Source organism: Agrobacterium sp. GD03872 (genome assembly GCF_029840625.1).
Lineage (GTDB): Bacteria > Pseudomonadota > Alphaproteobacteria > Rhizobiales > Rhizobiaceae > Agrobacterium > Agrobacterium fabrum_A.
This window is the reverse complement of record NZ_JAOCCY010000008.1, coordinates 62,664-85,207: the sequence shown is the minus strand read 5'-3', so window position 1 is coordinate 85,207 and position 22,544 is coordinate 62,664. Positions and strand designations below refer to the sequence as shown.

15 protein-coding genes are annotated in these 22,544 nt (G+C 62.3%); 6 read left to right on the top strand and 9 right to left on the bottom strand.

Going from position 1 to position 22,544, the window contains the following annotated elements; translation table 11 throughout:
• The first annotated feature begins 190 nt into the window (after positions 1 to 190).
• From N5D22_RS17975 to N5D22_RS17965, 3 genes are all read left to right on the top strand, one after another.
• On the top strand, positions 191 to 1,489 hold the full coding sequence (locus tag N5D22_RS17975; protein WP_279658090.1) for an Hsp70 family protein: 1,299 nt from the start codon (positions 191 to 193) through the stop codon (positions 1,487 to 1,489).
• 43 nt (positions 1,490 to 1,532) lie between these two features.
• A complete protein-coding gene (locus N5D22_RS17970) occupies positions 1,533 to 2,429 on the top strand; it encodes a uracil-DNA glycosylase (RefSeq protein ID WP_279658091.1) in 897 nt (298 codons plus the stop codon).
• Between the two features lie 152 nt (positions 2,430 to 2,581).
• Positions 2,582 to 2,773: a hypothetical protein gene (locus tag N5D22_RS17965; protein WP_003509784.1), complete on the top strand. Its 192-nt coding sequence runs from the start codon at positions 2,582 to 2,584 to the stop codon at positions 2,771 to 2,773.
• A 284-nt stretch (positions 2,774 to 3,057) separates the two neighbouring features.
• Here the strand turns inward: N5D22_RS17965 and N5D22_RS17960 are convergent, their stop codons facing one another.
• A complete protein-coding gene (locus N5D22_RS17960; protein ID WP_279658092.1) occupies positions 3,058 to 3,993 on the bottom strand; it encodes a DMT family transporter in 936 nt (311 codons plus the stop codon).
• A 441-nt stretch (positions 3,994 to 4,434) separates the two neighbouring features.
• On the opposite strand from N5D22_RS17960, the gene pepN reads away from it, so the two are divergent.
• Together pepN and N5D22_RS17950 are read left to right on the top strand one after the other, a co-directional pair.
• Positions 4,435 to 7,083, top strand: coding sequence for an aminopeptidase N (gene pepN / locus N5D22_RS17955; RefSeq protein ID WP_279658093.1), 2,649 nt, complete (start codon positions 4,435 to 4,437; stop codon positions 7,081 to 7,083).
• Between the two features lie 353 nt (positions 7,084 to 7,436).
• The gene (locus tag N5D22_RS17950; protein ID WP_279658094.1) at positions 7,437 to 9,773 is read left to right on the top strand and encodes a PAS domain-containing sensor histidine kinase; all 2,337 of its coding nucleotides are present in this window, start codon (positions 7,437 to 7,439) and stop codon (positions 9,771 to 9,773) included.
• Positions 9,774 to 9,953: 180 nt separating this feature from the next.
• Here the strand turns inward: N5D22_RS17950 and N5D22_RS17945 are convergent, their stop codons facing one another.
• A complete protein-coding gene (locus N5D22_RS17945) occupies positions 9,954 to 12,923 on the bottom strand; it encodes a bifunctional [glutamine synthetase] adenylyltransferase/[glutamine synthetase]-adenylyl-L-tyrosine phosphorylase (RefSeq protein WP_279658431.1) in 2,970 nt (989 codons plus the stop codon).
• A gap of 218 nt (positions 12,924 to 13,141) precedes the next feature.
• On the opposite strand from N5D22_RS17945, the gene N5D22_RS17940 reads away from it, so the two are divergent.
• On the top strand, positions 13,142 to 13,999 hold the full coding sequence (locus N5D22_RS17940) for a MipA/OmpV family protein (RefSeq protein ID WP_279658432.1): 858 nt from the start codon (positions 13,142 to 13,144) through the stop codon (positions 13,997 to 13,999).
• A gap of 63 nt (positions 14,000 to 14,062) precedes the next feature.
• On the opposite strand, the gene N5D22_RS17935 is transcribed toward N5D22_RS17940, so the two are convergent.
• The 7 genes from N5D22_RS17935 to ccmI all read right to left on the bottom strand — a co-directional run bounded on the left by N5D22_RS17935 (position 14,063) and on the right by ccmI (position 22,401).
• Positions 14,063 to 15,472: an ATP-binding protein gene (locus N5D22_RS17935; RefSeq protein WP_279658490.1), complete on the bottom strand. Its 1,410-nt coding sequence runs from the start codon at positions 15,470 to 15,472 to the stop codon at positions 14,063 to 14,065.
• A 9-nt stretch (positions 15,473 to 15,481) separates the two neighbouring features.
• On the bottom strand, positions 15,482 to 16,240 hold the full coding sequence (locus N5D22_RS17930) for a response regulator transcription factor (RefSeq protein ID WP_031233368.1): 759 nt from the start codon (positions 16,238 to 16,240) through the stop codon (positions 15,482 to 15,484).
• 302 nt (positions 16,241 to 16,542) lie between these two features.
• Complete coding sequence (locus tag N5D22_RS17925; protein ID WP_279658433.1) at positions 16,543 to 18,096, bottom strand: Do family serine endopeptidase; 1,554 nt, start codon at positions 18,094 to 18,096, stop codon at positions 16,543 to 16,545.
• Positions 18,097 to 18,252: 156 nt separating this feature from the next.
• Positions 18,253 to 18,720: a cytochrome c-type biogenesis protein CcmH gene (locus tag N5D22_RS17920; protein ID WP_279658434.1), complete on the bottom strand. Its 468-nt coding sequence runs from the start codon at positions 18,718 to 18,720 to the stop codon at positions 18,253 to 18,255.
• A 26-nt stretch (positions 18,721 to 18,746) separates the two neighbouring features.
• A complete protein-coding gene (locus N5D22_RS17915; protein ID WP_279658435.1) occupies positions 18,747 to 20,738 on the bottom strand; it encodes a heme lyase CcmF/NrfE family subunit in 1,992 nt (663 codons plus the stop codon).
• The gene (gene ccmE, locus N5D22_RS17910; RefSeq protein WP_279658436.1) at positions 20,735 to 21,241 is read right to left on the bottom strand and encodes a cytochrome c maturation protein CcmE; all 507 of its coding nucleotides are present in this window, start codon (positions 21,239 to 21,241) and stop codon (positions 20,735 to 20,737) included. Before ccmE ends, N5D22_RS17915 begins: the two co-directional genes overlap by 4 nt.
• Entirely contained in the window at positions 21,238 to 22,401 is a 1,164-nt protein-coding gene (gene ccmI, locus N5D22_RS17905) for a c-type cytochrome biogenesis protein CcmI (protein WP_279658437.1), read from the bottom strand. The genes ccmE and ccmI overlap by 4 nt, the downstream gene beginning before the upstream one ends.
• Positions 22,402 to 22,544: the final 143 nt, after the last annotated feature.

The following is a 22,544-nucleotide window of genomic DNA, read 5'->3' as shown; positions in this document are numbered from 1 at the left end:
TGCCTTCCATCCACCATGACTACTTCATGCAAATTTCACAATAAACACGGATGCGGCGCTTGCCATCCCGCCGCGCCTGTGCAATCAACCGCCCTCCTCTGACATCGGGACGCCAAACGCGTCCCTTATTTTCACCACCGGGCCGCCTCTCGGGCCGGGTGAGTTTCCTATCGGCAACAAGGATATGGCGATGACGCAAAAGCGGGCTCTCGGCCTCGATTTCGGCACGACCAACACGGTCATGGCTCTTTCCGACACTGGCGGCGCCAGCCATTCCATGCGCTTCACCAGCAGCGCCGGCACGGATGACAGCATGCGCACGGCGCTCTCCTTCATGAAGGATGCGAGCCTCGGCGCGGCCGCCCTGCATGTGGAAGCGGGCCACGCCGCCATCCGGCAATTCATCGACAATGCCGGCGACTGTCGTTTCCTGCAGTCGATCAAGACCTTCGCGGCCTCTTCGCTCTTCCAGGGCACGCTGATCTTCGCCAAGCGCCAGAGCTTCGAGGATCTGATGGAGGTATTCCTGCGCAAGCTGAAGACCTATGCGGGCGAGGAATGGCCGGGGGACGTCTCGACCGTCATCGCCGGCCGGCCGGTGCGTTTCGCCGGCAGCAATCCCGACGAAAGCCTCGCCCTTGCCCGCTACAACGAAGCGCTCACCCGGGCCGGCTTCCCGGAAATCCACTATGTCTACGAGCCGGTGGCGGCCGCCTATTATTTCGCCCAGAGCCTGAAGAAGGACGCCAATGTGCTGGTGGCGGATTTCGGCGGCGGCACGACAGACTATTCGCTGATCCGTTTCGAGACCCATGCCGGCAAGCTTTCCGCCACCCCCATCGGCCATTCCGGCGTTGGCGTTGCGGGCGATCATTTCGATTTCCGCATGATCGACAATCTCGTCTCGCCCGAGATCGGCAAGGGCAGCAAGTTCAAGAGCTTCGACAAGGTTCTGGATGTACCCTCGGGTTATTACGTGAATTTCGGCCGCTGGAACCAGCTGTCGATCTTCAAGACCTCGAAGGAATTTACCGACCTGAAATCGCTGGTGCGCTCGGCGCTGGAGCCGGAGAAGCTCGAACTTTTCGTCGATCTCGTCGAACATGACGAGGGTTACCCGCTCTATCAGGCGATTTCCGCCACCAAGATGGCGCTGTCCTCGGCGGAAGAAGCGGAGTTCAACTTCTCGCCGCTCGGCAAGGCCGGCCGCAAGATGGTGAAGCGCAGCGATTTCGACAGCTGGATCGCCGAAGACCTCGCCAAGATAGAAGAAGCGCTCGACGAGGTTCTGGAAAAGACGAAAGTCGCGCCCGAAGCCATCGACAAGGTGTTCCTCACCGGTGGCACCTCCTTCGTGCCAGCGGTACGCGAGCTTTTCACCCGCCGTTTCGACGCCGACCGGATCGAAAGCGGCGGCGAGCTGCTCTCGATTGCCCATGGTCTCGCCATGATCGGCGAAAGCGGCGACATTCAGCGCTGGACAGTGTGATTTGCGGGTTCCCCGGGCGGGGAACATGGGGTAATTTCCGCCCATGATCGCCGCTCACGACCTCTCCCCGGCCGAACTCGCCGCCCTCCTGCATTTCCACGCGGATGCGGGCGTCGACTGGTTGCTGGAAGAGCAGCCGGTCGACCGTTTCGCCGAATTTGCCGCCGCCCGCCCTGCCCGATCCGCCCCCGCGCAGGATGCGACGACATCGGCACGGCAGGCTGAAAGATCTGCGGATCGCGGCGATGCGCCTCAGCGGCAGGCGGCGATGCGCAGCACCCCGGCGCGCGGCGCAACGGCGGCCCCCGCCATTCAGCAGAATGTCGCCATGCCGGACGAGCAGGCCGTGGCGGCGGCGCGTTTTGCAGCGGAAAGTGCGCGGTCGCTTGCCGAGCTGAAAACCGCGCTTGAAGGGTTCAGCGGCTGCAACCTCAAGAACAGCGCGCGCAATACGATTTTCACCGAAGGCGATGCCGCCTCCGGCATCATGGTCATCGGCCCGATGCCTGACGCGGATGACGATCGTGAAGGCCTGCCCTTCGCCGGCAGGACCGGGCTTTTGCTTGAGCGCATGCTGGCGGCCATCGGGCTTGAGCGCAGCGCCATCATGCTGGGCAATGTCGTGCCCTGGCGGCCGCCGGGCAACCGCCCGCCGACACAGGCCGAGATGGACATCTGCCGCCCTTTCATCGAGCGTCAGATCGCCCTTGCCGAGCCGAAACACCTGTTGCTTCTCGGCAACTTTACCGCACGTTTCTTCTTTGGCGGCGCCGGCACCATCCATACGCTGCGCGGACAGTGGCGTGATGTCGCAGCCGGACACCTGATTCTGCCGGCCCTTGCCAGCCTGCACCCGCAGGAGCTGTTGAACGCGCCTGCCAGCAAGTCATTGGCATGGCAGGATTTATTGGCTTTTCAGGCAAAGATCGCGCAAGGCTGACTGCCTCATTCCTGGTCAATGTAAATGAATTATGAAAAAAGCCATGCGCATTACGCATAACAGCGGCGCATTTGGCCGGCTTGCCGAATCCATGCTGCGCTGCGATATAACGATCATGTCTTGGGAGGAATTCGGTTTAAGGAACCAAGGCAATGACCACTCGCTTCCGTCCGGTACATTCCGGCTTTGAAACGCTCCGCCTGGCGGGCCTCGGCCCTCGCTCCAGTCAGGGCTACCATCGTTTCGGCGCTGCCGCAAACGAACAGATGACCGCACGCGCTGCCATGCAGCAGGTCCGCGTGACGCGTCCCTCGGCAGTCTTCGCGGATTTCCGCGAGCGCTGAGAAGCACTCAGGCCAGTCTAGCGCTGGTCCACAGATATGATTGCGCGCTGGCGTCTTTCTTCGGGAAGGCGCCTTTTGCTTTTGTGGGTTTTGCCGAGAGAGACGGCGAGGTTAAGAACCTTGCAAAATACTCTGACGTCATCCTCGGGCTTGACCCGAGGATCTAATCACCTCAACAAAATCAAAACGTTGACAGATCCTCGGGACGAGCCCGAGGATGACGCCGAGAGAAGAAATACCGGTCGTCATCAACTTCAACGGAACATATCGGGGGAGTGGCGGCTTCACCCCTGCGGCGTCGAGGCCTTGCGCGCCGCCCGTCTCGCCAGGCCCAGCTGATGCTCGCGGAAGATGATGAAGATGCCGGCGAGGATAACGATCGCCGTGCCGATCAGCATCGGCACCGTGGGAATATCTCCGAACAGAATGTAGGAGACCGCAATGCCGAAGATGATGGAGCTGTATTCGAAGGGCGCGATGACCGAGACTTCAGCGTGCCGATAACTCTCCGTCAGGAAAATCTGCGCAACCCCGCCGCAAATGCCGCTGGTGATCAAGAGCATGGCCTGCATCATGCTCAGCGCGCTCCAGCCGAAGGGCACGCTGACAAGCGACAGCAGGGTAGCGGTGAGCGAAAAATAGAGCACGATGGTTGGCGTCTTTTCCGTCTCCACCAGCTGCCGCACCTGGATCATGGCGAGCCCGCCGAGCGCCGCACCGCACAATACGGCAATGGCCCCCAACCCCTCGCCGGCAGCGAAGCCGCCTTCCCTCAGCAGCGTCATCTTCGGCCAGAGAATTACCAGCACGCCCGTCATGCCGACGAAGACCGCGCTCCAGCGATAGATGCGCACCTTTTCATGCAGGATGAAGGCGGCGAAAACGACCGCGAGAAGCGGCGAGGCATAACCGATGGCGATGAATTCCGGCAGCGGCAGCATGGTCAGCCCGTAAAAGCCGCAGGCCATGGAAAGGATGCCGAGAAAACCGCGCTTGAAGTGGCCGGAAAGATTATTGGTGTGCAGCGCGCTTGCCAGCGCATGCAGCCAGGCGAGATAGACGACGATCGGGATGATGGCGAAGGCGGAGCGGAAGAAGGTGATCTGCCCGGCCGGCACATCGCCCGCGGCCTTGATACAGGTCTGCATGACAAGAAAAAAGCCGACCGAAATCAGCTTCATGCTAATCCCGCGAAAGGGATTCATCGGTTCGGCGTTCATTGGCAACTACTCATATCGGCTGCGCAAACACGCCATCGTGAGATTTTTCATGCGGGGAGGACGACGCAGGGGAATTGGATTTGCCCAAGGCTAGAGCATTCCCCCGGCGCTTTACAGCAAAAAATGTGATTACCCGTGAATTCCGTTGATTTGGGGAGGGATTGTTCTCGCGGCTGCGAAAATGATCACAGACCAAAAAGCGACGCGTGCTAAAATTTGAAGAAAATAAAATATAATTTCAGCAATCGTTCAACATTTGCTGCGATGGTCCACAGGTCCGGCGGCGGGGGGATCGTCTGCACGGCCGGCAAAGCCTTCCATGGCGGGACAGAACGTCCTCCGACGCGCACATGAACGTGACGAATATTCTACCCATTTTACATCCGGGCCTTATGACGACATGATGCCGGGAAGACCACGCAAAGTTATTCAGGGACAGTCATGCGAACAGACACGGGCCAGATCGTTCACCTGGCAGATTACCGCCCCACCGATTTCGTTCTGGAGCGGGTGGATCTCACCTTCGAACTCGACCCCAAGAATACCAAGGTCGAAGCCCGTCTGATCTTTCACCGGCGCGAAGGCGCTGAGCGGCAGGCGCCGCTGGTTCTCGATGGCGACGAGCTGACGCTTTCCAGCCTGCTGCTCGACCAGGTGGAGCTTCCCGCCGGTCAATACGAGGCGACGCCTGACAGCCTGACCATCCGCGACCTGCCGGCGGAGGCGCCCTTCGAAATCTGCATCACCAATTACATCAACCCGCAGGTCAATACGCAGCTGATGGGGCTTTACCGCACCAATGGCGTTTATTGCACCCAATGCGAGGCGGAGGGCTTCCGCCGTATCACCTATTTCCCCGACCGTCCCGATGTTCTGGCGCCCTATACGGTGACGATCATCGCGGCGAAGGAAGGCAATCCGCTGCTGCTGTCGAACGGCAATTTCCTCGGCGGCGGCAATTACGATGAAGGCCGTCACTTTGCGGCATGGTTCGATCCGCATCCGAAACCCAGCTATCTCTTCGCGCTCGTCGCCGGCGATCTCGGCGTGGTGGAAGATACCTTCACCACCATGTCCGGCCGTGACGTGGCGCTGAAGATTTACGTCGAGCACGGCAAGGAGCCGCGTGCGGCCTATGCGATGGACGCGCTGAAGCGTTCGATGACGTGGGACGAAGAGCGCTTCGGCCGCGAATACGACCTCGATATCTTCATGATCGTCGCCGTGTCGGACTTCAACATGGGAGCGATGGAGAACAAGGGTCTCAACGTCTTCAACGACAAATTCGTGCTGGCCGACCCGGAAACCGCTTCCGACGCTGACTATGCCAATATCGAGCGCATCATCGCGCATGAATATTTCCACAACTGGACCGGCAACCGCATCACCTGCCGCGACTGGTTCCAGCTCTGCCTGAAGGAAGGCCTGACGGTCTATCGCGATCAGGAATTTTCCGCCGACATGCGCTCACGGCCGGTCAAGCGCATCGCCGATGTGCGCCATCTGAAATCGGAGCAGTTTCCCGAGGATTCCGGCCCGCTGGCGCACCCGCCGCGCCCCGATACCTATCGTGAAATCAACAATTTCTACACCACGACCGTCTATGAAAAGGGCGCCGAAGTCACCCGCATGATCGCCACGATCCTCGGCGCGGACGACTTCAAGAAGGGCATGGACCTCTATTTCGAGCGCCATGACGGCGAAGCCGCCACCGTCGAGGATTTCGTCAGGAGCTTCGCGGACGCCAGCGGCCGTGACCTTTCGCAGTTTTCGCTGTGGTACACCGAAGCGGGCACGCCGCTCGTCTCCGTCTCATCGGCTTATGATGCGGGCAAGTCCACATTCAAGCTCACCCTGGAACAGACGACCGCGCCGACACCCGGCCAGTCGGTGAAACAGCGGCGTCACATTCCGCTGTCGCTGGCGCTGATCCTCGATAACGGCCAGATCGCCGAGCCTCAGGCCGTCGAAGGCGGCGACTATCGCGACGGCGTGCTGCACCTGACGGAACGCAACCAGACCTTCTCCTTCACCGGCATTTCGTCTCGGCCGGTACTGTCGATCAACCGCAGTTTCTCGGCGCCGATCAATCTGCATTTCGAGCAGAATGCGGCCGACCTGGTGCAGATCGCCCGGCATGAAACAGATATGTTCGCGCGTTTCCAGGCACTGACCGATCTTGCCCTGCCGGCGCTGATCGCCGCCACCAAGGCCGTACAGAACGGCGAAGAGATCCGCACGGATGCGGCGCTCTCCGCAACGCTCATCGAAATCATCGGTGACGATTCGCTTGAGCCGGCATTCCGGGCACAGGCGCTGGCCCTGCCGAGCGAGACCGACATCGCCCGCGAACTTGGCGGCAATACCGATCCCGATGCCATCCACAAGGCGCGCAATGCCACGATCAAGGCCATTGCAACGGCCGGGCTCGAAACGCTCAGGCGGCTTGCCGACAGTGTGGCTGACGGCGAGGCTTACAGCCCGGATGCGGCAAGTGCCGGACGCCGTTCGCTGCGCAACGGTGCGCTGACCTTCCTCGCCTTTGCCGAGGAAACGCCGGCGCGGGCGGCGAAGGCCTTTGCCGACGCCACCAACATGACCGATCTCGCCCATGCGCTCAGCGTCCTGACCCAGCGTTTTCCGGAAAGCACGGAAACAAAGGATGCGCTTGCCGCCTTCGAAACTCGCTTTGCCGACAATGCGCTGGTGCTCGACAAGTGGTTCTCGCTGCAGGCCGCCATTCCCGGCGACGGTGCGCTGGATCGCATCAAGGCGCTGATGAAATCGAAACATTTCACCGCCACCAATCCGAACCGGGTGCGCTCGCTTGTCGGCACGCTCGCCTTCGCCAACCCGACCGGCTTCCACCGTGCCGATGGCGCCGCCTACCGGTTCCTGGCCGAGCAGATCATCGCCATCGACAAGCGCAATCCGCAGCTTGCCGCCCGCATCCTGACATCGATGCGCTCCTGGCGGTCGCTGGAGGCAAGCCGCGCCGAACATGCCAAGGCGGCGCTTTCGACGATCGCCGACGCCAAGGGGCTGTCGACGGATGTAAGCGATATTGTCGGGCGCATCCTGAAGGGCTGATTTCCCTCGCTTTTCCGGCAGTTCGAAACGGACTGCCGGAGTGCTCTGCACCCCCCATTCCTGTGCTTGTCACAGGAATCCAGCCAGCCAAGTCATTGGGCTGAAAGGACTCTTCTCGCCGCACAGACGCGCGTCGGATGGATTCCCGTGACAAGCACGGGAATGAGGAAATGTGGGTGTAACGACACCAGAAGTCCTTGCATCCCGTACCGTCCCGAAAAAATACGGAGTCGGTTCAAGGGGTTAAAATTCTTTTAACTTTTGCCTCTGGACAGGGCGAATCGCATTTGATTCATTAGGGATATTCGAGCGGCGGCGCTTCGAATCACTGGGGACATCTAAAAGGCGGGACAATGACGAACGTGCGGCGGGCGACTGCGGGCGATGAGCGGCCGTATGCCAAATTTTCTGATCTTGCGGCCTGGGGCGAAAGGCTTTCCGGCGACCTGATGGGTTTGATGAATGGCTCCGACCGCCCGATGCCGCAGGTCGAGACCCTGCTGAAACGTCTCATTCCCATTCTCATCCTCGCCTTTCTCGTCGTCGTCGCGGCCTCGCGCATGCTGGGCATCGTTGCCGAATATAGCCGCATGGAAGAGGCCGCCCGTCATTCCACGGCGCTGACGGCGCTGACGGCCAAGGCGGCCCTTCTCAACAACGATACCGTCTTCACCGCGCAGGATCGTGCCCGCGCCGAAGCCAATCTCGTCGCGGCGCTGCCGTCGGGCAGCCTTGCCGACGGTACCATGGTGCTTCTTTCGGGCAGCAATGGCCGCATTTTCGCCGGCGCCGGCAAGGAAGCGATGCTTTATATCGGCACGTCGCTGCCCGCTTTGCTTCCGGAAATCGCCATCGTGCAGCGTTTCCCCGGCGCGCCCGGCACCATCGAGACCAATATTGACGGCCAGCAGCATTATGCGACGATGATCCCCTTCGGCGACGATGGCGCGATGGTGATCGCGGCCCGCTCGCTGCAGCCGATCCGTTCCTTCTGGCGCAGCGAAATCGCCATGAACGTGACGCTGTTCGCCGGTATCTCCTCGATCCTGCTGGTCGTGCTCTATGCCTATTACATGCAGGTGAAGCGCGCCCGCGACGCCGACGATATCTTCGCCGAATCCAACCTGCGGGTCGAAACCGCGCTGTCTCGCGGCCGCTGCGGGTTGTGGGATTTCGATCTTTCCAGCCGGCGCATGTTCTGGTCCGGTTCGCTTTACGAAATTCTCGGGCTGCCGCCGAAGGCCGCACCGCTGTCCTTCTCCGATGCCGCCCGCATGATGCATTCCGAAGACGGCAATCTCTATGAGCTTGCCCGCGCCGTCGGTTGCGGCAACCTGCGCCAGATCGATCAGATTTTCCGCATGCGCCATGCCAAGGGCCATTATGTCTGGCTGCGCGCCCGCGCCCAGGTCATCCGCACCAATAACGGTCCGCGCGTCATCGGAATCGCCATGGATGTCACCGAGCAGCACCGCCTTGCGCAACGCTACGCCGAAGCCGACCAGCGCCTTGCCGACGCCATTGAATCCACCTCGGAAGCCTTCGTGCTATGGGACAAGAACGACCGTCTGGTGATGTGCAACACCCATTACCAGAAGGCCTATGGCCTGCCGGACAGCGTGCTGGTGGCGGGTACGGAAAAAAGCACCGTCCATGCCGCAGCCGCCCGCCCCGTCGTTGAACGTCGCGTTGCCGATCCTGACCAGTCCGGCCTGTCGCGCACCACGGAAGTGCAGCTTGCCGATGACCGCTGGCTGCAGATCAACGAACGCCGCACTCGCGATGGCGGCCTCGTCGCGGTCGGTACCGATATCACCCTTCTGAAGCGCCATCAGGAACGGCTGCGCGATTCCGAGCGCCGGCTGATGGCCACCATCGGCGACCTCTCCGCCTCGCAGCACAAGCTGGAGCGGCAGAAGACCGAGCTTTCCGACGCCAACGCCAATTATCTCGCCGAAAAAGAGCGCGCCCAGGCCGCCAACCGGGCGAAATCCGAATTCCTCGCCAATATGAGCCATGAGCTGCGCACGCCGCTCAACGCCATCCTCGGCTTTTCCGACATCCTGCAAAACGAAATGTTCGGACCGGTCGGCTCGCCGAAATATTCCGAATATGCCCGCGATATTCACGATAGCGGCAAACACCTGCTCAACGTCATCAACGATATTCTCGACATGTCGAAGATCGAGGCGGGCCATATGCGCATCAACCGCGAGACGATCGATCTCGCGCCGCTGATCGAAGAGACCCTGCGCCTGACCGCCATTCAGGCCGAGCAGAAGAACATCACCGTGCAGCAGAAGGTCTGCGCTGGGCTGACCATGCAGGGCGACCGTCGCGCCATGAAGCAGATCATGCTCAACCTGCTCTCCAACGCCGTGAAATTCACCGGCGATGGCGGCCGCATCGCGCTGCGCACCCATGTGCATCAGGCCGCGATGATCCTCACCATCGCAGACACCGGCATCGGCATTCCCGCCCAGGCGCTCAACAAGATCGGCCAGCCTTTCGAACAGGTGCAGAGCCAATATGCCAAGAGCCAGGGCGGCTCCGGGCTTGGGCTTGCGATTTCCCGCTCGCTGGTGAAGCTGCATGGCGGGACGATGAAGATCCGCTCGTGTGAGGGCCGTGGGACGGTGGTGACGATCATCATTCCGCATGCGGCGGGGTGCTGCGGAACGGTGCATTGAGGATGTCGCAGGCGGAGCTTACCCCCCTCTGCCCTGCCGGGCATCTCCTCCTCAAGGGGGGAGATCAGCTGGGAGCTAACGCTCGCTCATTCATAACGTTAGAGATGGACTGAAGAGTGCCGCATATCGATCTCCCCCCTTGAGGGGGAGATGCCCGGCAGGGCAGAGGGGGGTGAAGCCTCACCCACCATTCTTCACCGTCCCCACAAACGCCTTGCGCACCGCTTTCGCCAGCCGCTTCACCTCCCCCTCCAGTGTGGTAATGTCAGGGCAATCCCCCGCCCGGCAGACGAGATCGGTGAGGCCCGCCGGCGCTTCCTTCGGGTTGAAGGCGCCGTCGATGCACAGCCGCACGATTTGCGAGATTTCGGTGTAAAGCGCCATCGCCGCCATGCAATCATCAAAGGCCTGCGGCTCCATCACAGGGGCGGCGAGCGCCTGCAGCGCCTCGGCCGTGTTGCGCCCCGGTTCATGCGCGGCAAGCCCCTTCACGGGGCCGACCAGCGCCAGATATTGGGCGATGAATTCGAGGTCGATCAGCCCGCCATTGATGAGCTTGAAATCCCAGTTGTTTTCCGGCGGCTTTTCCTGCTCGATCAGGCTGCGCATCTCCAGCACATCGGCCGAGACCTTGGCCACATCGCGCTTCTGCGACAGGATGGAAGCGATGATGCGGCGCGCATCCTCCATCAGCGAAGCATCGCCGCAGATCAGGCGGGCGCGAGACAGCGCCATGTGCTCCCAGGTCCAGGCTTCCTCGCGCTGGTATTTCTCGAAGGCGGAAATACGCGTCGCCACCGGCCCCTTGTTGCCCGAGGGGCGAAGCCGCATGTCCACCTCGTAAAGCACGCCCTCTGCCGTCGGTGCGGAAAGCGCCGCAATCAGCCTTTGCGTGACGCGGGTGAAATAACGCACCACATCGAGCGGCTTTGCGCCGGTCGATTCATGGGCGGCATCGTCATAATCGTAAAGCAGGATGAGATCGACATCCGAACCGGCCGTCAGCTCGAAGGAGCCGAGCTTGCCCATGCCCATGACAGCCACGCGCCCGCCGGGATAGGGCCCATGCGCCGCTTCCATCTCCGAAAGAACCGCATTCAGCGCCGCCTCGATCACCAGATCGGCAAGGTGGGTGAAGGCGCGGGCGGCAACCTCGCCGCGGATCGCGCCGGTCAGGAGCCGAACGCCGATGAGGAACCGCTGTTCGGCGGCGAAAATGCGCAGCCGGTCGAGAATATCCTCGTAATGCCGGGCGTTGGAGAGAAAGCTTCCCATGCGGTGGGCGAAATAGTCGCGCGTCGGCACGTCGCTCATCAATGCCGGGTCCAGCATGCCGTCGAAGACATGCGGACGGGCGGCGATGATTTCGGCAAGGCGCGGTGCGGACGACATGATCGTCACCAGCAGGTCGAGCAGCGCCGGGTTGTTTCCGAGCAGCGAAAAGAGCTGGATGCCGGCCGGCAGGCCGGAGAGGAAATTATCGAAGCGCAGCAGCGCCTCATCGGCCCGCTTGCTTTCACCGAAGGCCCTGAGCAGGTCCGGCGTCAGCTCCGTCAGCCGCTCGCGCGCCTCCACCGATTGCGTCGCCCGGTAGCGGCCATTGTGCCAGGTGCGGATGACGCGGGAAATATCCTCCGGCCGCTCGAAGCCAAGGGCGGAGAGCGTCTTTAACGTATCGGGATCGTCCTTCTGGCCGGTGAAGACCAGATTGCCGGCCTCGCCCGACAATTTCACCTCCTGCTCGAACAGCGCCGAATAACGCCGCTCCACCAGCCGCAGCACCTCTTCCAGCTTTTCCGAAAAGGCTTTGGTGTCCTCGAAACCGAGCATGAAGGCGATGCGCTTCAGTTCGGCTTCGGTGTCGGGCAGCACATGGGTCTGCTCGTCGCGCACCATCTGGATGCGGTGCTCCACCTCGCGCAGGAACCAATAGGCTTCCGTCAGGCTGTCACGCGTTTCGGCATCGATCCATTTCGCCTCGGTCAGCGCCGCAAGCGCCTCCTGCGTTGCGCGAACCCGGAGCGCCGGCATGCGGCCGCCGGCGATCAGCTGCTGCGTCTGGGCGAAGAATTCGATCTCGCGGATGCCGCCGCGCCCGAGCTTGACATTATGGCCCTTCACCGCAATTGCACCATGGCCCTTATGGGCATGGATCTGCCGCTTGATGGAGTGGATATCGGCAATCGCCGCATAGTCGAGGTACTTGCGGAAAATGAAGGGCGTCAGTTCGCGCAGGAAATTTTCGCCCGCCCTGATATCGCCGGCCACCGGCCGCGCCTTGATATAGGCGGCGCGTTCCCAGTTCTGGCCCCTGCCCTCGTAATAAAGCAGCGCCGCTTCCACGGGAATGGCGAGCGGCGTCGAACCGGGATCGGGCCGCAGCCGCAGATCGGTGCGGAAGACGTAACCATCGGCCGTGCGCTCCTGCATGATGCGCACGAGGCGGCGCATCATCCGGCCGAAATTCTCAGTCGCATCATAGGGATCGTCCATGATGCCGGCTGAGGGTTCAAAGAACACCACGGCGTCAATGTCAGAGGAGTAGTTGAGTTCGCGCGCACCGAGCTTGCCCATGCCGAGCACGATGAGGCCCGATCCCTCGCTCGGGGCCGCGACATTCTTCAGCTTCAGCTTGCCGCTCTCATGCGCTGATAGCAGCAGGTGATCGATGGCGGCGGAGAGCGCCGCATCCGCCATGTCGCTCAACCAGCGTGTCGTATCGCGGGCGGTGAAGATGCGGGCGAGATCGGCAAGCGCCGCAACGAAGGAAAGCCGCCGCTTGGCAATTCTCAGCCTCGACATCACCTCGTTTTCACTTGGTATGCCCCCCTCTTCCCCGGGCTTCCAGCAATCGCGCGCCTCATGGACAAGACCGGTCAGCAGCGGCTCGAGCGGTTTGGAAATCGCGAGCGACAAAAGCCCCTCATCCGCCGACGCCATGTCGCGCAGATAGGGAGACAGGGTGAAGGCAGCGGCGATAAAGTCCTTCAGCGGGCTTTCCCCGACAAGCAGGGCGGCCACCGCCGGCTCGCTTTTGCCGATATCCTTCAGCGTCGAAAGAACGGATTTCAGTTCCGTCTGCGTATAGGGGCGGATCACACCCGGCAAAACTTCGCCCAGCCGCCTTTCAGCGGTTTCCCGTTTCGTCACAGTCTCTCTCCCTCTTCCGCCTGACCTTTCGAAGCCTGCCGGCGCATGTCTCTGCGTTTTAACAAATGCGCGGCGCTTTGCGATCAGAAAACCGCTGACGGCGACGTTTTCCGTGGCAGGGCACCACGTAATGTCTCCGCAATTGTGCCCGCGTAGCGTCATCCTCAACGAAACCCGACTCCCGGATTTCAACGCTCGGTGCTGCAACGGATACCATCATGAAACAGATTTTTACGCCGAAATTTCAGAAAAACCTCCGCGCCATGGCGCTCTGCCTGACGGCGGCGCCGCTGGCGCAGGCCGTCTGCACACCCGTCCTGGCCGCCGATATCGGCAAATCGGACAGGATGGCCGATCCGGGGACGGGTTTCGACAATGCCCGCTATAGCAATTCCAGCGAATGGAAGATCACCCTCGGCGTCGGTGCTGCCTATGCCCCGAAATATGAGGGTTCGGACAAGCTGGAGGCAGGCGCGGTTCCCATGATTTCCGTTGGATATGGGGATGTCTTCAGCGCCGATTTCAGCGGCGCCACCCTCAATCTGTTGAACCAGAACGGTTTCAGGCTCGGCATCAAGGGTGGCTGGGAAGCCGGCCGCAAGGAAAAGGACGACAAGAAGAACCTGCGCGGGCTGGGTGATATCAAGGCGGGCGGTGTGGTCGGCGGCGTCATCGCCTATGGCGTGGAGCCCTTTGAAATCTACGCCAAGGTGGACAAGACCATCGGCGGCAGCGAAGGCCTGACGGCCACCGTCGGCGCCAGCGTCTCGCACAGGGTCGACCAGTTTATCCTCGGCGCGGACCTTTCCGCCATCTGGGCGGACGACAATCACATGAAATCCTATTTCGGCGTGACGGCAGCACAATCGGCCCGTTCCGGTCTGCGCCGTTATGATGCGAAGGCTGGTTTCAAGCGCATCGACGCCAGCGCCTCGATCTCCTACATGATGACGGAAAACTGGACGATCACCGGCACCGGCGGCGTCGGCTTCCTGCTCGGCGACGCCAAGGACAGCCCGGTGGTGAAGAAGGATATCCAGCCATTTGCCATGGTCGGCGTGGCCTACACGTTCTGAGGCGGCGCGGGAGCCGTCCGGCGGGGATATCCTTCCCCGCCATACAAGGCTCATCGATGGTCCTCAGCGGCTGTTGTCGGGAAAGACCATCGAAACGGTCAGGCCCGGGCACGCCGTGTTCGAGGCATCCGTATCGGAGAGCAGCAACGATCCGCCGTGGAGTTCCATGACAGCCTCCACCAGCGACAGGCCAAGCCCGGTGCCGGGTTTGGAACGGCTTTCATCCAGCCGCACGAAACGTTTCAGCACCTCGTCGCGTTTGTCGGCGGGAATGCCGGGGCCATTGTCGGCGACGGAGAGCACGATCGCGTCCGGCGCCTTTGCCAGGCGCACGACGAGTTTCTTGTCGCCTTCGCCCTCGCAGGCATATTTCATGGCGTTGTCGATGAGGTTTGAAAGCGCCTGCCCGATCAGTTCGCGGTTGCCCTTGACGGCAAGGCCCTGCTCGATTTCAGCTTCCAGCGCCAGCCCGGCATCCTCGGCCACCGGCTCGTAGAGCTCGGCGCTGTCGGCGGCAATCGCCGAGACGTCCACATCGGTCATTTCGGCGGCGATGGAACCCGCCTCGACGCGGGAAATCATCAGCAGCGCGTTGAAGGTGCGGATAAGCTGGTCGGATTCGGCGATGATGCCTTCAAGCGCCGCGCGCCGTTTCGTCTCGTCATTGTCGTCAAGCGCTGCGGCCGCCTTGTTGCGCAGCCGCGTCAGCGGCGTCTTCAGGTCGTGAGCGATATTGTCGGAGACCTGCCGCAGGCCTTCATTCAGCTTTTCGATGCGGCCGAGCATGGCGTTGAGCGAACCGGACAGGCGATCGAATTCGTCGCCGGAGCGGCCCTGCGGCAGGCGCTGCGAAAGGTCGCCGGCCATGATCTTCTTGGTCGCCGCCGACATGCGGTCGATACGTTTCAGCGCGTTGCGGCCGATGCCGAACCAGATGAGCAGCGCGCCGCCGCCCATGATGGCGAGCGCCACCATCAGCGCATTGCGCACCAGCGCCCGGAACTTTGTCGGTTCGCCGAGGTCGCGGCCGATCAGAATGCGCAGGCCATTGTCCAGCATGAAGACATTGGCGGTGGCGAGATGCTGCACGCTGTCGCCGCTTTCGGAGTAACGCTCGTAACGGAAAGGAAAGCCCGTCCAGCCTTCCCTGTCGAAGACACCCGGCTGCACCGAAGCGACGTTGCCGGCAAGGATTTCGCCATTCGGCCCGGCGATGACGTAAAGGCTCGCCCCCGGCTGGCGGGCGCGGCGCTCCATCATCCGCAAAAGCGGGTTGATGCCGCCGCGATTATAGATGCGCTGCACATCCGAGACTTCCTGCAGCACGGCATCGCGCGTCTGCTGATTCAGCAGCTTTTCGGAAAGGGCGGTGACATAAAAGACGAGGAAGGCGGCGCAGAGCGCGAACAGCAGGATATAGAGCGCCGAAAGGCGCACCGCCGTCGATCTGAACACTATTCTGAGGCGGGCCATTTTAGCCAATCAGCCCTCGTCCTTCATCATGTAGCCGGCGCCGCGAATGGTCTTCAGCAGCGGCTTCTCGAAGTCCTTCTCGATCTTCGAGCGCAGGCGGGACACATGCACGTCGATGACATTGGTCTGCGGGTCGAAATGATAGTCCCAGACGTTTTCGAGCAGCATGGTTCGGGTCACCACCTGGCCGGCATTTTTCATCAGATATTCGAGCAGGCGGAATTCGCGCGGCTGCAGCAGGATTTCCTTGCCATTGCGGCGGACATCGTGGGACAGCCGGTCGAGTTCGAGATCGCCGACGCGGTAGATCATGTCCTGCTCGGGCTTGCCCTTGCGGCGGCCCAGCACCTCGATACGGGCGAGCAGTTCGGAAAAGGCATAGGGCTTCGGCAGATAGTCGTCGCCGCCGGCGCGCAGGCCGGTGACGCGGTCATCCACCTGCCCCAGCGCGGAAAGGATCAGAACCGGCGTCTCGATGCCGCGGCGGCGCAGCTCGCTGATGACGGAAAGCCCGTCGCGGCGCGGCAACATGCGGTCGATCACCATCACGTCGTAAGCGTTCTCGCAGCCCATGAACAGGCCGCTCTCACCGTCGCTGGCGTGATCGGCGACAATCCCGGCTTCGCGGAATGCCTTGGTCATATAGGCCGCAGCCTCGAGGTCGTCTTCAATGACAAGAATCTTCATGTGCGGGACAATAGCGCCCTCGCCCTTTTCCGCACAACCGGAAACAGATGCGACAGACATTTCCTGAACCTTGTTTTCCATGAGGTTTCCTCCGAAGACCTGGCCTTTGGCGTTATCTGGCTTCAAGACGGGGCGACCGCCTGTGGAGCGAGTGGTTGCCGCCTGTTTCCTCTCCCCGCCGGGGAGAAGGTCGCGGCAGCGGGATGAGGGGGTGACGTCAGCGATAGACCGAGAGGGCGCCCCCCTCATCTGCCCCTTTGGGGCATCTTCTCCCCGGCGGGGAGAAGAAGCGGGCCGCAACGCCCTGCCATACTCAACCGCCCCATCTCAGGAGCGGGATACGACGCCGGCTTGTAAAAGAACCGGCATCGCCTTCCAGCCTATCAACCCTGGTCGATATCGAGCGCGATGAAGCGGCTGCCATCGTCCGTCTGGATCTGGAACAGCGCCTTGGAGCGTCCGTCCTTCTTGGCCTGTTCGAGGATCTTCTCGATATCGGCGGCGGAGGCGACCTGCTGGTTATTGACCGAGGTGATCTTCTCACCCGTCTTCAGGCCACGGGCGGCGGCGTCGCTGTCGGGGTCGACATCGGTGATGGCAAGGCCATTGCCGTCATCGGCGGGCGAAACCGTCAGTCCGAGGCTGGAGAGCACCTTCTCGCTGGAAGGCTGGGCACCCTTGTCGTCGTTCTGGCTCGGCGTCGCCTTGGAGGCGTCGTCGCTGGCCAGATCGCCGAGCGTTACGGTGACGGACTGCGACTTGCCGCCGCGCCACAGCGAGATTTCTACCTTGGCATTGGGAGCCATGCCGCCGATGCGGCGCGACAGGTCGCGGGCATCCTTGACGGGCTCGCCATTGACGGCGGTGATGATGTCGCCCTGCTTGATGCCGGCCTTGTCGCCCGGCGAACCGGACTGCGGCGAGACAACGAGCGCACCGCTGGCTTCGGAAAGACCGAGCGATTCGGCGATATCCTTGCTGACGGGCTGGATCTGCACGCCGAGCCAGCCGCGTTCGACCTTGCCGTCCTTCTGCAGGTCGGCGATCACGTCCTTGGCGACCGAGGCCGGAATGGCGAAGGCGATGCCGACATTGCCGCCGGAGGGCGAGAAGATGGCGGTGTTGATGCCGACGACTTCGCCGTTGAGGTTGAAGGCGGGACCGCCCGAGTTGCCGCGGTTCACGGCGGCGTCGATCTGCAGGTAGTCGTCATAGGGGCCGGAGCCGATATCGCGGCCGCGGGCCGAGATAATGCCGGACGTCACCGTGCCGCCGAGGCCGAAGGGGTTGCCGACGGCGACGACCCAGTCACCGACGCGGATCTTGCTGTCATCGGCGAACTGGACATAGGTGAACTTGCGGTTCACATCGACCTTCAGCAGCGCCAGATCGGTGCGCGGATCGCGGCCGACGAGCTTGGCGTCGAGTTCGGTACCGTCATTCATCACGATCGTATAGGCGGAGCCGTCATCGACGACGTGGTTGTTGGTGACGATGTAACCGTCTTCGGAAATGAAGAAGCCGGAGCCCTGAGCGACGGGACGCAGCGGACCCTTGCCGTCACGGTGGCGGTTCGGGCCACGGTCGGAGCGATCCTGGTTGGGGCCGCCGAATTCCTTGAAGAAGCGCTTCAGCGGATGATCGTCCGGCAGCTGGTCGAGGCCACGGCCGCCGAAATTGAAGGAGAAATTGCTGGAGTCATCGGAAGCGGGCTGCACGTTCGACTGCACGCGAACGGAGACGACGGCGGGCGACACCGCATCGACGACATTGGCGAAGCTCGGAACCTGCGGCGCATTCACCTCGACGGGGGCGGCAAACGAATGGAGGATCGGTGCGGCGATGCCGGTCGAAAGCATCAGCGCCGCAAGGCCGCCAACGGTCGTGGCCTTCAAAGCCGTCTTCAGCGAAGAATGGCCGTTTTGCGAATGAGACATGGTGTACCTTCTTTCTTCATTCAGACTGGAGCCCGTTTGACCGGGGGAGAAGCGGTGGATGATGAAGATATAGGAGGCGACACCTTACGGCGAAGTGTCTGACGAATGAAAAATCCGTAATGTTGAAAAAGAACCGGGGACGGAAATGAAAACCGGTTATTTTTCAATGAGATTACGAATTCGCGCTTCTTCGTCCGCGCTCAGTTTCTGCGGCTGTTCCTGGGTGGCGCGACGGCGCGAAAAGACGAAGACGGCGAAAATTCCCGCAAGGGTGAGACCGATGGGCGCGCCCCACAAAAGCACCGTGCGCAGGCTGAGGCGCGGTTTCAGGAGCACGAACTCGCCATAACGCGACACGACATAATCGATGACGGCCCTGTCGCTGTCGCCCTCGACCAGCCTTTCGCGCACCAGAACCCGCAGGTCACGCGCCAGCTCGGCATTGCTGTCGTCGATGGACTGGTTCTGGCAGACCATGCAGCGGAGCTGGGACGTGAGGTTGCGGGCGCGCTGCTCCAGCACCGGGTCCTTGAGGACTTCATCCGGATTGAAGGCGAAGGCCGGAGAGGCCGCAGCGAAGATGAGGGTGAGAAGAAGCCCGAGCCTTGCCACTCTCTCCCTCATTCCTGTTCCCCGGAACAAGGCCACACTCATTCCGCCGCCTCCGGCATTGCAGCCCGCACCGGCTTCGCCTTGCGGTTCGGCGCACCCACGCGCAGACGCCTGTCCGAGAGCGAGATGAAACCGCCCGCCATCATGAACAGCGTGCCGCCCCAGATGCACAGGATGAAGGGTTTCCACCAGATGCGCACCACCATGCCGCCATCGGCCATGGGATCGCCGAGTGAAACATAAAGCTGGCTGAGGCCGAAGGTCAGGATGCCGGCTTCCGTCGTCGGCATGCGCCGCGCAGTATAGAGCCGCTTCGAGGACCAGACGTCGCCCACCTCCACCCCCGCCTTGCGCACGGTGAAATGGCCGCGATCCTCGGTGAAATTGGGACCGACGGCGTTGCGGATGCCATCGAAGGTCAGGCTGTAACCGCCCGCTTCCGCCACCATGCCCTGTTTCATTTCCAGGACGGTTTCGGTCTCATAGGTCGTGACGATGACGATGCCGAGCACGGTGATGCCGACGCCCATATGTGCCAGCGCCGTGCCGAAGGCAGAGCGCGGCAGGCCCTTTAAGCGGCGGAATGCAATGGCGAAGGCCAGTTTGCCGAAATTGGCGCGATACCAGAGATCGGCAAACGCACCGAAAATCAGCCAGAAACCGGCGGCGATACCGAGTGCCGCCAGTACCGGGCCGCCATTTTCCACGTACCAGAGCGCCAGCCCGGCAAGGGCTGCAATGGCGGCGGCCACATAAAGCCGCTGGAAGGCGCCGAGAAGATCGCCGCGCTTCCACGCCAGCATCGGCCCGAAAGGCGTGACGATCAGGATCGGGATCATCAGCAGGCCGAAGGTGAGATTGAAGAAGGGTGCACCGACCGAGATTTTTTCGCCCGTCAGCGTTTCCAGAATGAGCGGATAGAGCGTGCCGATCAGCACCGTGGCGGTCGAGACCGTGAGAATGAGATTGTTGAGGACGAGTGCCCCTTCGCGCGAGATCGGCGCAAACAGGCCGCCGGCCTTCAGCGATGGCGCGCGCCATGCGAACAGCGCAAAGGCCCCACCGATGAAGATCGTCAGAATGCCGAGAATGAAGATGCCGCGGCTCGGATCGGTGGCGAAGGCATGCACCGAGGTCAGCACGCCGGAGCGGACGAGGAAGGTGCCGAGCAGCGACAGCGAAAAGGTCATGATCGCCAGAAGCACGGTCCAGATCTTCAGCGCCTCGCGCTTTTCCATGACCAGCGCCGAATGCAGCAGAGCCGTTCCCGCCAACCACGGCATGAAGGAGGCGTTTTCCACCGGGTCCCAGAACCACCAGCCGCCCCAGCCGAGTTCATAATAGGCCCAGTAGGAACCCATGGAGATGCCGGCGGTCAGGAAGGTCCAGGCGGCGAGCGTCCATGGCCGCACCCAGCGCGCCCAGGCGGCATCGATGCGGCCTTCCAGCAGCGCGGCGACGGCAAAGGAGAAGCAGACGGAAAAGCCGACATAACCGAGATAGAGCAGCGGCGGGTGGATGGCGAGGCCGAAATCCTGAAGAATGGGATTGAGGTCCTGCCCCTCGGCCGGCACCGGCTCCAGCCGCAGGAACGGATTGGAGGTGAGCAGGATGAACAGCAGGAAGGCGACCGAAATCCACGCCTGCACCGCAAGAACATTGGCCTTGAGCGTTTCCGGCAGGTTGCGGCCGAAGGCGGCGACCAGCGCGCTGAAAAACACCAGGATCAGCAGCCACAGCAGCATGGAGCCTTCATGGTTGCCCCAGACGCCGGTCAGCTTGTAGATCATCGGCATCAGCGAATGGGAGTTTTCCCAGACATTGCGCACGGAAAAATCCGAGACGGCATAGGCCCGCGTCAGCGCCGCGAAGGACAAGCCCACCAGCAGGAACATCAGCACCGAGCCGAGCGGGGCGATATCCATCAGCGCCCGGTCGTTACGGCGCGCGCCGATGACCGGCAATGTTGAAACGATCAGCCCCACCCCGAGCGCGAGAACAAGAACATAATGGCCGATCTCGTTGATCATCTGGTCGCTCCGGTCTTGTCGGCCGAAGCCCCCTCGGTGGAAGCGCCGGCAGGTTGCCCGCCCTCCTCCGTATGTTGCCACAGGCCCTTGTCCTTCAGCCGGTCGGCCACTTCCTTCGGCATGTAGTTCTCGTCGTGCTTGGCCAGCACGCTGTCGGCCACGAAACCGTGGGTCGCGGCGTCGAACACGCCTTCGGTCACCACGCCCTGCCCTTCGCGGAAAAGATCGGGCAGGATGCCGGTATAGCTGACCGGCACATTCGCTTCGCCGTCGGTCACCGTGAAGCTCACCGTGCGGCCCTCGCCGCGCTTGATCGAACCTTCCGCCACCAGCCCGCCGAGGCGGATGCGGGTGCCGGGATTGACGGGCGTTTTCTCCAGATCGGCCGGCATGTAGAAATAGGCAATCGACTGGCCGAAGGCGAACATGACCAGCAGCACGGCTGCTACGATGAAGCTCATGCCGCCGCCGATGATCGCCAGGCGTTTCTGTTTGCGGGTCATTGCGTCACTCCCTGCGGCGCGGCGTCCGGCTGCCCGTTCATGCGGATCGGTCCGGCGGAAACGCCCAGTTCCTTCGCCAGCGCCAGAAGCTGCCTGCCCTGCTCGCCCTCCGGCGGGAAGACCTTCAGCCCCGCCCGAAGCGCCTCTCCGGCCTTGGCTTCGTTCTTCAGCACCGAATAGGCGCGTACAAGCCGCATCCAGCCTTCGAAATCGGCCGGGTTATCCTTCAGCTTGGCGTCGAGGCTCGCGACCATGCCTTCGATCATCGCCTGCCGGTCGGTCGCCGTCATGTCATTCGCCGCCGCCACGTCCTCTGCGGTCGGGCCGGGTGCGGCGGGCGTCGTCGCGCCGCCGGTCCGGGCGATATGCTCGCGCACCAGCGGCAGCCATGGCGCACCGGCCGGCGCATCGGCCGCAAGCGCAGCAAAGCCCGCATGCGCCTCTTCCTCCTTGCCGGCCTGTTCCAGCGACAGCGCCAGATAAAAACGGGCGCGCGGATTGCCGGGTTTCAGCTCTTCGGCCTGTGCAAAAGCATCGCGCGCCGCCTCGATGACGATGCCGTCATTGCCCGCTACCAGCGTTTCGCCAAGACCCGTCAGCCGTTCGGCGCTCGGTCCGAGAATGCGAAGTGCATTGCGGTAGGCAAGTTCGGCGTCGCCGAGCCGCTGCATCTTGAAATAGATCGGCGCGAGGATATCCCAGCCGGCGCCGTCATCCGGGTTCTGCGCCAGATGCCGCTCCGCCCGCGCAACCAGCAGGTTCATGTCGTTGCCGGGCTTTTCAAGACGTGCCTCAAGCGGCATGTCCGGCGCCTCCGGACTGCCGTTCCAGATGTAAAGACAGAGACCGAGCGCGGGCAAGAGAATGGTGATGAGGCTGGCAGCGAAATTGTGCCGGCGCGGCCGGGCCTCCTTGCCGGGCTGCGCTTCCGCTTCGGCGGCGGCAAGAAGCCGGCGGCCGATTTCGGCGCGGGCGTAATCCGCCTCGATCTCGCCGATCAGGCCGGCGGCGCGTTCGCGGTCCAGTTCGGCCAGCTGATCGCGATAAACGGCAACCTCACCGTCGCGGCGCGTCTGCGACACCTCGGTCTTCCGCATCAGCGGATACATCAGGACGATGGCGACAGCCGCCGTCAATATCGCAACGACAATCCAGAACATAAGGCTCAATTACTCGAATGCGCGGCACATGGAAACATGAAGCGCAGGGATGACGTGAATTTGAGACATCACGCCGCACCGCAGGCCCCGCTGCTCCGCCGCGACCCTTCTTGTCACTGCGAAAGGCGCGCGACCTTGATTTG

Excerpts from the sequence above, each read along its gene's own strand:
- N5D22_RS17975 (WP_279658090.1), top strand. The coding sequence starts at position 191 with ATGACGCAAAAGCGGGCTCTCGGCCTCGATTTCGGCACGACCAACACG.
- N5D22_RS17970 (WP_279658091.1), top strand. The coding sequence starts at position 1,533 with ATGATCGCCGCTCACGACCTCTCCCCGGCCGAACTCGCCGCCCTCCTG.
- N5D22_RS17965 (WP_003509784.1), top strand. The coding sequence starts at position 2,582 with ATGACCACTCGCTTCCGTCCGGTACATTCCGGCTTTGAAACGCTCCGC.
- N5D22_RS17960 (WP_279658092.1), bottom strand. The coding sequence starts at position 3,993 with ATGAACGCCGAACCGATGAATCCCTTTCGCGGGATTAGCATGAAGCTG.
- pepN (WP_279658093.1), top strand. The coding sequence starts at position 4,435 with ATGCGAACAGACACGGGCCAGATCGTTCACCTGGCAGATTACCGCCCC.
- N5D22_RS17950 (WP_279658094.1), top strand. The coding sequence starts at position 7,437 with ATGACGAACGTGCGGCGGGCGACTGCGGGCGATGAGCGGCCGTATGCC.
- N5D22_RS17940 (WP_279658432.1), top strand. The coding sequence starts at position 13,142 with ATGAAACAGATTTTTACGCCGAAATTTCAGAAAAACCTCCGCGCCATG.
- N5D22_RS17935 (WP_279658490.1), bottom strand. The coding sequence starts at position 15,472 with ATGGCCCGCCTCAGAATAGTGTTCAGATCGACGGCGGTGCGCCTTTCG.
- N5D22_RS17930 (WP_031233368.1), bottom strand. The coding sequence starts at position 16,240 with ATGGAAAACAAGGTTCAGGAAATGTCTGTCGCATCTGTTTCCGGTTGT.
- N5D22_RS17925 (WP_279658433.1), bottom strand. The coding sequence starts at position 18,096 with ATGTCTCATTCGCAAAACGGCCATTCTTCGCTGAAGACGGCTTTGAAG.
- N5D22_RS17920 (WP_279658434.1), bottom strand. The coding sequence starts at position 18,720 with ATGAGGGAGAGAGTGGCAAGGCTCGGGCTTCTTCTCACCCTCATCTTC.
- N5D22_RS17915 (WP_279658435.1), bottom strand. The coding sequence starts at position 20,738 with ATGATCAACGAGATCGGCCATTATGTTCTTGTTCTCGCGCTCGGGGTG.
- ccmE (WP_279658436.1), bottom strand. The coding sequence starts at position 21,241 with ATGACCCGCAAACAGAAACGCCTGGCGATCATCGGCGGCGGCATGAGC.
- ccmI (WP_279658437.1), bottom strand. The coding sequence starts at position 22,401 with ATGTTCTGGATTGTCGTTGCGATATTGACGGCGGCTGTCGCCATCGTC.